9 protein-coding genes are annotated in these 9341 nt (G+C 63.9%); 8 read left to right on the top strand and 1 reads right to left on the bottom strand.

Features of this window, described 5'->3' with window-relative positions; genetic code table 11:
* The 5 genes from EN884_RS14360 to EN884_RS14340 all read left to right on the top strand — a co-directional run.
* On the top strand, positions 1–387 hold a 387-nt coding region (locus tag EN884_RS14360), incomplete at its 5' end, for an RsmG family class I SAM-dependent methyltransferase (protein ID WP_206617595.1).
* A 52-nt stretch (positions 388–439) separates the two neighbouring features.
* Entirely contained in the window at positions 440–1240 is an 801-nt protein-coding gene (locus tag EN884_RS14355) for a ParA family protein (protein ID WP_013528736.1), read from the top strand.
* A gap of 63 nt (positions 1241–1303) precedes the next feature.
* Complete coding sequence (locus EN884_RS14350) at positions 1304–2194, top strand: ParB/RepB/Spo0J family partition protein (RefSeq protein WP_013528737.1); 891 nt, start codon at positions 1304–1306, stop codon at positions 2192–2194.
* 513 nt (positions 2195–2707) lie between these two features.
* Positions 2708–3334 (top strand): DUF1326 domain-containing protein, encoded by a 627-nt coding sequence (locus EN884_RS14345; protein ID WP_063169596.1) that lies wholly within the window; start codon positions 2708–2710, stop codon positions 3332–3334.
* Positions 3335–3367: 33 nt separating this feature from the next.
* Entirely contained in the window at positions 3368–4156 is a 789-nt protein-coding gene (locus EN884_RS14340; protein WP_013528739.1) for a DUF2182 domain-containing protein, read from the top strand.
* A gap of 45 nt (positions 4157–4201) precedes the next feature.
* Here EN884_RS14340 and holA read toward each other — a convergent pair whose 3' ends face one another.
* On the bottom strand, positions 4202–5245 hold the full coding sequence (gene holA, locus EN884_RS14335) for a DNA polymerase III subunit delta (RefSeq protein ID WP_013528740.1): 1044 nt from the start codon (positions 5243–5245) through the stop codon (positions 4202–4204).
* 410 nt (positions 5246–5655) lie between these two features.
* On the opposite strand from holA, the gene EN884_RS14330 reads away from it, so the two are divergent.
* The 3 genes from EN884_RS14330 to EN884_RS14320 are packed head-to-tail and all read left to right on the top strand — an operon-like array spanning position 5656 to position 9223.
* The gene (locus EN884_RS14330; RefSeq protein ID WP_063169595.1) at positions 5656–6888 is read left to right on the top strand and encodes a 3-methyl-2-oxobutanoate dehydrogenase (2-methylpropanoyl-transferring) subunit alpha; all 1233 of its coding nucleotides are present in this window, start codon (positions 5656–5658) and stop codon (positions 6886–6888) included.
* 3 nt (positions 6889–6891) lie between these two features.
* A complete protein-coding gene (locus EN884_RS14325) occupies positions 6892–7905 on the top strand; it encodes an alpha-ketoacid dehydrogenase subunit beta (RefSeq protein WP_013528742.1) in 1014 nt (337 codons plus the stop codon).
* Between the two features lies 1 nt (position 7906).
* A complete protein-coding gene (locus EN884_RS14320; RefSeq protein ID WP_063169594.1) occupies positions 7907–9223 on the top strand; it encodes a dihydrolipoamide acetyltransferase family protein in 1317 nt (438 codons plus the stop codon).
* Positions 9224–9341 lie beyond the last annotated feature (118 nt).

Below are 9341 nucleotides of genomic sequence, written 5' to 3'. Positions count from 1 at the left end.
GTCATGGCTTTCCTGCTGGCCGAGCGCGACGGCGCCAGCATCGATCTGGTTGAAAGCAATCGCAAAAAAGCATCCTTCCTGCAGACCGTCATTGGGCAGTTCAGCCTGCCGGCGCGGGTGGTGGCGCGCCGCATCGACGACAGTCATGCGCTTGTTTCGACGCCGCAGATCGTCACGGCGCGGGCGCTGGCTCCGCTTTCGACGTTGCTGGACCTGTCGGCGCCCTGGCTGATTTCAGGCGCGCGCGGCCTGTTCCACAAAGGCCGGGATTACCGCACCGAAGTGCAAGAAAGCGTTCACCGATGGTCCTTCGATCTGGTAGAACATCCCAGTGTGACCGACGCTGGCGGCGTCATCCTGGAATTGTCCAACCTGCGACCTGTCTGATCCGTCACTGACAGGCGATTTGGCGCCCAAAATGAATTTCTGGCATAAACCCATGATGAAGAATGGCCCCCGAATCATCACCGTAGCCAACCAGAAAGGCGGCGTCGGCAAGACAACCACCGCCATCAATCTGGCGACCGCGCTGGCCGCGATCGGCGAAAAGGTGCTGATCGTCGATCTCGATCCGCAGGGAAATGCCAGCACCGGCCTCGGCATCGACCGCAAGGATCGGACGGTGTCCTCCTATGACGTGTTGACCGGCGAGTTGGAGCTGGAGGCCGCGGCCATCCCGACGGCGGTGCCCGGCCTGTCGATCGTGCCGTCGACGCTCGACCTGCTCGGCATTGAAATGGAGATCGCCTCCGCGCCCGACCGGGTGCTCAAGTTGCGTAATGCGCTGCGCGCCGCGACCGAGCGCGGCGCACCCTTTGGCTATGTGCTGATCGATTGCCCGCCATCGCTCAACCTTTTGACCTTGAATTCAATGGCTGCGGCCGATTCTGTTCTTGTGCCGCTGCAATGCGAGTTCTTCGCGCTCGAAGGTCTCAGCCAGTTGCTGGAGACGGTCGAGCAGGTGCGCCGCTCGATCAATCCGGATCTCACCATCCAGGGCATCGTGCTGACCATGTATGACGGCCGCAACAATCTCGCCAACCAGGTGGTGCAGGATGTGCGGGCGCATATGGGCGACAAGGTCTACGAGACCGTCATCCCGCGCAATGTGCGGGTGTCCGAGGCGCCGTCCTACGGCAAGCCGGCGATCCTTTACGATCTGAAATGCTCGGGCAGTCAGGCCTATCTGCAACTGGCGTCGGAAGTGATCCGCCGCGAGCGCAAGTTACGCGCCGCTTGATTAGACTCCCTGCAATTTAAAGAGCCGATTCGATACCGAAACGATCCGGAACCTGGAATAAAGATGAGCGAAGACCTTTCGAGAAAGAGACTGGGGCGTGGGCTGGCGGCGCTGATCGGCGAGATCGATCGCCCAGCTGCGCCTGAAAAACCAGGCATGAGCGCCGACGGCAAGGTGCCGATCGAGTTCCTGACCCCCAATCCGAAGAATCCGCGGCGGCATTTCGGCGACGCCGAGCTGACCGACCTTGCCCAGTCGATCCGCGAACACGGCGTCGTCCAGCCGGTGGTGGCGCGTCCTTCGCCGGCACAGGCCGGCCGTTACGAGATCATCGCCGGCGAGCGGCGCTGGCGCGCGGCGCAGCGCGCCGGGCTGTCCGAGATCCCGGTCATCATCCGCGAGGTCAACGACCGCACCGCGCTCGAGCTGGCGATCATCGAAAACGTCCAGCGCACCGACCTCAATGCGGTCGAGGAAGCGCTTGGCTATCAGCAGCTGATCGATGAGCACGGCTACACCCAGGCCGATCTCGGCCAGGTGATCGGCAAAAGCCGCAGCCATGTCGCCAACACGCTCAGGCTCCTGAAGCTGCCGGATGTGATCCGCGACATGCTGGTCGACGGCGCGCTGTCGGCGGGCCATGCCCGCACGCTGGTGACGGCGGAAGATCCGGCCGGCCTTGCCAAGCGTATCGTCGAAGAGGGCCTTTCGGTGCGCCAGGCCGAAGCGCTGGCCCAGATACCGGCCGGCACCAGCAGCACCAAGGAAGCCAAGCCGGCGCCAAGTCCGGAGCAAAAGGACGCCGATACGCTGGCGCTGGAAAAGCTGTTGACCGATACGATCGGCATGATTGTGTCAGTGGATCACAAGGGCAAGGGCGGCACTTTGCGGGTTTCATACCGGTCGCTGGAGCAGCTTGATGAGCTGTGCAGAAGGCTGAAGCAGGAGCGTTAGTTAGCCGGCGAAGTATATTGAGACCGGAGATTGCGCATGTGGAAAGGGGCTGGCCGTTTGGCCGGCCTTTTCCTTTTGGGGCGCTCGTGATTGGCGAAATCGGTGACGCCGCGAATCTCCCTCCTTGAGGGGGGATGGCCGGCAGGCCAGAGGGGGTCGCCCCACATCAAGCGCCGGGCCCCTGCGGGAACGAAGAAGAGGTCAGCGCCCCACGCGCGGCGGCCCCCTCTGTCGCCTTCGGCGACATCTCCCCCTCGAGGGGGAGATCAGGCTCGCTCCCCAGCCTCGCGCTCTCAACCGCGATCCCAAGCAGCGCCTGCCGCCAGCCCTGCCGCTCGCGGCTTGACAGTGCCAGGCAACGGCGTAACCTATATTAGATATGGCTTAAATTATGTGCCCTAGCGTGCCGGTCAGTCGAGGCGGGGGCTATTTTCCGTTCCTACAACAATCGTGAAATGGCACCGCCCCGCCAATGCGATATGCCGACGCGCCTGACGCAAGTGGGAGGTGCAAATGGCAGTCCGTTGGCAATTGTCCGGAAGTTACTTCGAAAATTGTAGCTGCGATGTCGTATGTCCTTGTCTGCTGTCCACCAACGCGCAGCTGACATCGAAGCCGACGAAAGGTGTTTGCGACGTCGGTTTGGTCTTTCATATCAACACGGGCAACTACGGCGACGTTCGATTGGATGGGCTCAGTGTCGCGATGGTCGCTCACACGCCGGGTCCTATGGCAAACGGCAATTGGACGGCCGCCGCCTATATCGACGAACGGGCCGATGACAGGCAAACAGAGGCGCTAGGTGCCATCTTCACCGGCGCTGCGGGCGGCCCTATGGCGGTGCTGGCACTCATGATTGGCACGAATCTTGGCGCCAAGAAGGTGCCGATAAGCTACCGGATAGACGGCAAGAAGCGGTCGGCGGAGATTGCGGGCGTCATGCAGATGGCGGTCGAGCCGCTGCCGACAATGCGCGAGGACGGGCAGATGTGGGCGGCCACAGGCCATCCTGTCAATCCCGATTGGCTCGCCCTGGCGATGGGGGCGGAAGGCAGTACATTCAGCGATCATGGCATGAGCTGGGACAATTCCCGCCGAAACGGACATTACGCCCCGATCAATTGGTCTGGGCAGCAGTAGCCGTAGGCAGCGTAGCACGGAACGACCTCGTCCATGGCCCCGACGTTGCAGCGATACATCATTCTCGCGCTGCTGATCGCTATCGCTGCGGCGGCGTGGACCCTGCTTGTCTGGCAGCAGATGGGCATGGACGCGGACATGCGCATGGAAATGTACGCACTCACCATGGGTATGAAGGCGCCGCTGTTTCTTGCCATCTGGATGATCATGATGATTGCCATGATGTTTCCGACGGCCGCGCCCATGATCCTGACGTTTCACCAGGTCCAGGCCGGCAAACAGAGCCGGGGCGAGACCTTTGTCTCGAGCTGGGTGTTCGTGGCCGGGTATATGCTGGTTTGGGGCGTGATGGGCGTTATCGCCTTTGCCGGTGCGGCGGGTGCGGAGATGCTTGCCGGGCATGTGGGTTTGTCCGCTGCGACGGCCGCGCGTATCGGCGGCGCGCTGCTGATGATTGGGGGCGCCTATCAACTCTCCCCACTGAAAGATCTGTGTCTGGCCAAATGCCGCACGCCGATTGGCTTCATCCTGACCTCATGGCGCGATGGTTATTGGGGTGCGGTTCGCATGGGCCTGGAGCATGGACTTTTTTGCCTGGGCTGCTGCTGGCTTTTGTTTCTCGCCCTCTTTCCTCTCGGGATCATGAACGTCGCCGCAATGGCCGTGGTCACCTTGCTGATCTTTGCGGAAAAGACCCTCCCGTCCGGAGGTGGGATCGCAAAGGTGTCGGGTATCGCTCTGCTTCTTTACGGCGCGGCGGTGCTGGTCTTTCCACAGGCGCTGCCAACCTTCCAGCAGGTGGGCGCCATGACAATGAATTGACCGATGGAGGCAGCGCTCGGCGCCGAGAAGAGGAGGATCGCTCTCCTACCGCTGCGCCAACCTGCTGCTCTCCACCGCAATGCCAAGCAGCGCCTGTCTTGCCAGCGCGACGGAAAGATCCGGCCGCCGCCTGGTCTGCAGCACCGCCGTCTGCAGCCGAGTCAACGCGCGGCCGAGCGCTTCGGTGCTCCAGCGTTCCAGCGCTTTCTCCACCAGCTTGCGCCTGGAGAAAAACACCGGCGGGCGGGCGGCGGCAACGACCGAGGCGGCGTTGCGGTTGCCGGACTCCATCTGGCCGCGCATGATCTGGATCTGCTGCAACTGCCGCATTGCCGAGGACAGCACCAGGAAGGGCTGGCCGCCGGACTGGCAATGGCGGGTGAAGGCGGTGTCGAAGTCGCCGATCTTGCCTTCGAGAAGCGCGTCGACCGCGTCGTCGAAAGACGCGCCGGAGACATCACCTGACATCGCTTTGACCTCCTCCAGGCCGATCTCGGTCTGGCCATGGGCGTAGAGCACAAGCTTCTCGATCTCACCGCGCGAGGCCAGCCGGTCGCCGCCGAGATTGCGGCGCAGCGCCTGTCTCGCTTCCATGGTCATCGACATGCCGGCCCTGCCCAGTTCGCCGTCGATGACGGTGTCGATGTCGCGGGCTTCATCGGCATAGCAAGGCAGGGCCATGGCGTTGTCGGCCGCCTCGACGATGGCGCGCAGGCCGACACCTTTCTTGAGGTCGCCGGCCTCGATGAGAATGATCGCATCGCGCGCGGGCTCGGCCGTCAGCGCCTTGACGTCGTCGGCCAATGCCTTCTGGCCGCTGGCATTGCGCACCCACAGCAGGCGCCGGTCGGAAAACATCGGCACGGTGCGGGCCTCGTCGAGCAGCCGGCCCTCGTCTCGGTCGACCTCCGACCCCTCCAGCCTGACCACCGAGAAGGGATCGTCGAGCGGCAGGCCGGTCTTGCCGGCAAAGGCCTTTGCTCGCTCGGAGACGAGGCCGCGATCGGGGCCGTAAAGCAGGACGATGGAGATCCGCTGGTCCGGCTTCGCGAGCCAGCCATCGACCTCATATGCTTTCTTCTGTGCCATGGCGGGTTGGTTAGCATGATGTGGGGGCGGCATCCAGCTTGGGCGAACGGTCGACCCCCACTCCGTCGAGCTTCGCTCGACACCTCTCCCCCGATCGACGGGGGAGAGGAAGGGCGCGAGTTGGCCAGCCTTGGCTCCCTTCCTCTCCCCCGATCGACGGGGGAGAGGAAAGGCGCGAGTTCGTCGACCAATCACCTTATCTGCCGGCAAACCTCGCCCAACCTTCCCTCTAATTGCGCGCCACCGCCCAACATCGACAAGAAATTTCGCGGACATATCTTCATCTTGGGTGCGGGAGGCTGGATCGGCCGGCGTGGCCGGGACCGACGTCCGCAGGCTACCCGACGAATTCGCACTGGCGGCGCAGATATGCAAATATCTGTTCCGGGCAACATTGGAGGACAAAGGTCATGGCCGATGCTGGGATGTTGCGTTTCCACGTTCCGGAGCCGGAAGTGCGGCCGGGCGGAACGCCTGACTTTTCCAATGTGCCGATCCCCAAGGCCGGCTCTGTGCCGCGCCCGGAGATCGATGTCGATCCGCGCACCATCCGCGATCATGCCTTCTCGATCATCCGCGTGCTGAACCGCACTGGCGAGGCCGTCGGCCCGTGGGCCAGCCTGCTGTCCAGCGACGAACTTCTCACCGGCCTGCGCCACATGATGACGCTGCGGACCTTCGATGCGCGCATGCAGATGGCGCAGCGGCAGGGCAAGACCTCGTTCTACATGCAGCATCTGGGCGAAGAGGCTGTGGCTTGCGCCTTCCGCAAGGCACTGGCGCCGGGCGACATGAACTTTCCGACCTATCGCCAGGCAGGGCTGCTGATTGCCGATGGCTACCCGATGGTCACGATGATGAACCAGATCTATTCCAACGAAGCCGACCCGCTGAAGGGCCGGCAATTGCCGGTCATGTATTCTTCGAAGGAGCACGGCTTCTTCTCGATCTCCGGCAATCTGGCGACGCAGTACATCCAGGCGGTCGGCTGGGCGATGGCCTCGGCGATATCGAACGATTCACGCATCGCAGCCGCGTGGATCGGCGACGGCTCGACGGCCGAGTCCGATTTCCATTCGGCGCTGGTGTTCGCCTCCACCTACAAGGCGCCGGTCGTGCTCAATGTCGTCAACAACCAGTGGGCGATCTCGACCTTTCAAGGCATCGCGCGCGGCGGTTCGGGCACGTTCGCGGCGAGGGGCCTCGGCTTCGGCATCCCGTCACTGCGCGTCGACGGCAACGACTATCTCGCGGTGCATGCGGTCGCCAAATGGGCGGCGGAGCGGGCGCGCAGCAATCTCGGGCCGACGCTGGTCGAATATGTCACCTACCGTGCCGGCGCACATTCGAGCTCGGACGACCCGTCCGCCTACCGGCCGAAGACCGAATCCGACGCCTGGCCGCTCGGCGACCCGATCGTGCGGCTGAAGAACCATCTCATCGCGCTCGGCGTCTGGTCGGACGAGCGGCACGCGCAGGCCGAGGCGGAAATCCTCGACACGGTTATCGCGGCGCAGAAGGAAGCGGAAAGCCACGGCACGCTGCATGCCGGCGGCAAGCCGTCGACGCGCGACATGTTCGAGGGGCTCTATGCCGAGATGCCGCCGCATCTCAGGCGCCAGCGCCAGCAGGCGGGAGTCTGAGCCATGCCGAGACGGACCATGATCGAGGCCATTCGCGATGCCATGGATGTGTCGATGGGGCGCGACGAGAAAGTCGTCGTGTTCGGCGAGGACGTCGGCTTCTTCGGCGGCGTCTTCCGCTGCACGCAGGGCTTGCAGGCCAAATACGGCAAGAGCCGCTGCTTCGATGCGCCGATCAACGAATCCGGCATTGTCGGCTCGGCCATAGGCATGGCCGCCTATGGCTTGAAGCCGTGCGTGGAAATTCAGTTTGCCGACTACATGTACCCGGCCTACGACCAGCTGACCCAGGAAGCGGCACGGCTGCGCTACCGCTCCAACGGCGATTTCACCTGCCCGATCGTGGTGCGCATGCCGACCGGCGGCGGCATTTTTGGCGGCCAGACGCACAGCCAGAGCCCTGAGGCGCTGTTCACCCATGTGTCGGGGCTGAAGACGGTGGTGCCGTCCAACCCGCACGACGCCAAGGGGCTTTTGATCGCGGCGATCGAGGATCCGGATCCGGTGATCTTCCTCGAGCCGAAGCGGCTCTACAACGGTCCGTTCGATGGTCATCACGACCGGCCGGTGACGCCCTGGTCGAAGCATGAGCTGGGCGAGGTGGCCGACGGCCACTACACGGTGCCGCTCGGCAAGGCGGCGATCCGCAGGGCAGGCTCGGCCCTCACCGTGCTCGCCTACGGCACCATGGTCTATGTCGCGCAGGCGGCTGTCGAAGAAACCGGCATCGATGCCGAGATCATCGACCTCAGGACCCTGCTGCCGCTTGATCTCGATACGATCGTCGCCTCGGTGAAAAAGACCGGGCGCTGCGTCATCGTGCATGAGGCGACGCTGACCTCGGGCTTCGGCGCCGAGCTGTCGGCGCTGGTGCAGGAAAACTGTTTCTATCACCTCGAAGCGCCGGTTGCTCGCGTTGCCGGCTGGGACACGCCCTATCCGCATGCGCAGGAGTGGGATTATTTTCCCGGTCCCGCCCGCGTTGGCCGTGCCTTGCTTGAAACCATGGGAGCCTGAGATGGGCGAACACATCATCAAGCTGCCCGATGTCGGCGAAGGCGTCGCCGAGGCCGAGCTGGTCGAATGGCACGTCAAGGTCGGCGATATCGTCCGCGAGGACACTGTGCTCGCCGCAGTCATGACCGACAAGGCGACGGTTGAAATCCCCTCGCCGGTTGATGGCGAGATCCTGTGGCTGGGCGCCGAGATCGGCGACACGGTGGCCATCGGCTCGCCCATCGTGCGGCTGAAGGTGGCGGGCGAGGGCAACGCCAAGCCGCAAGGCGCCGAAGCGGAAGCGGTGTCCGCTGAGCCTCCGGCAAAACTTCCGACGCCGAAGCCCGAGGCTGCTGCGCCGGTCGTGAAGACATCCCCAAAGAGCGACGAGCCCAAGGCGAAACCGGCAGCCTCACAGAAAAGCACGGCGCAGCCTTCCGTCTCCGGCGCGCCGCGGCTTCAAGGCGAAAGACCGCTGGCGTCGCCGGCCGTTCGTCTGCGGGCAAAAGAAGCCGGCATCGATCTCAGGCAGGTTGCCGGATCCGGTCCGGCCGGTCGCATCGGCCATGAGGACATCGAAGCGTTCCTGGCCCGCGGGCCGCAGGTCGCAAAGGCATCCGGCCTCGCCCGCAACGACGCTGTGCAGGATATCAAGGTGGTCGGCTTGCGGCGCAAGATCGCCGAGAAGATGTCGCTGTCCAAATCGCGCATTCCGCACATCACCTATGTCGAGGAGATCGACGTCACCGCACTGGAGGAATTGCGCGCGGCGCTCAACAAGGAGAAGCGTCCTGGCGTGGAGCGGCCGAAACTGACGCTGCTGCCGTTCCTGATGCGGGCGATGGTCAAGGCGATCGCGGACCAGCCCAATCTCAATTCCCTGTTCGACGACGAGGCCGGCATCGTCCATCAGCATGGCGGCATCCATATCGGCATCGCCGCACAGACGCCGTCGGGGCTGGTGGTTCCGGTGGTCAAGCACGCCGAGGCGCGCGACATCTGGGATTGCGGCGCCGAGGTCATCAGGCTGGCCGAGGCGGCCAAGTCCGGCACGGCAACACGCGACGAGCTGTCCGGCTCGACCATCACCATCACCTCGCTCGGCGCCATGGGCGGCGTGGCGACGACGCCGGTCATCAACCATCCGGAAGTGGCGATCGTCGGCGTCAACAAGATGATGGTGCGGCCGGTGTGGGACGGCACCCAGTTCATGCCGCGCAAGATGATGAACCTGTCGTCGAGCTTCGACCATCGGGTGATCGATGGGTGGGATGCGGCGGTGTTCATCCAGCGGATCAAGACGCTGCTGGAAACGCCGGCGCTGATTTTCGTGGATTGAGGGGATGAGAACGGTCGCAAGGGCTCCCTCACCCGGATTGCCAAAACCGAATTGCGAAGGGCAATTCGGGGCAATCCGACCTCTCCCCGAGGGGAGAGGAGGTCGCCGGCGTCTGTGC

Source organism: Mesorhizobium sp. M7A.F.Ca.AU.001.01.1.1 (assembly GCF_004022735.1).
GTDB lineage: Bacteria > Pseudomonadota > Alphaproteobacteria > Rhizobiales > Rhizobiaceae > Mesorhizobium > Mesorhizobium ciceri.
The sequence above is the reverse complement of the archived record's forward strand: the minus strand, read 5'-3'. Positions and strand labels throughout refer to the sequence as shown.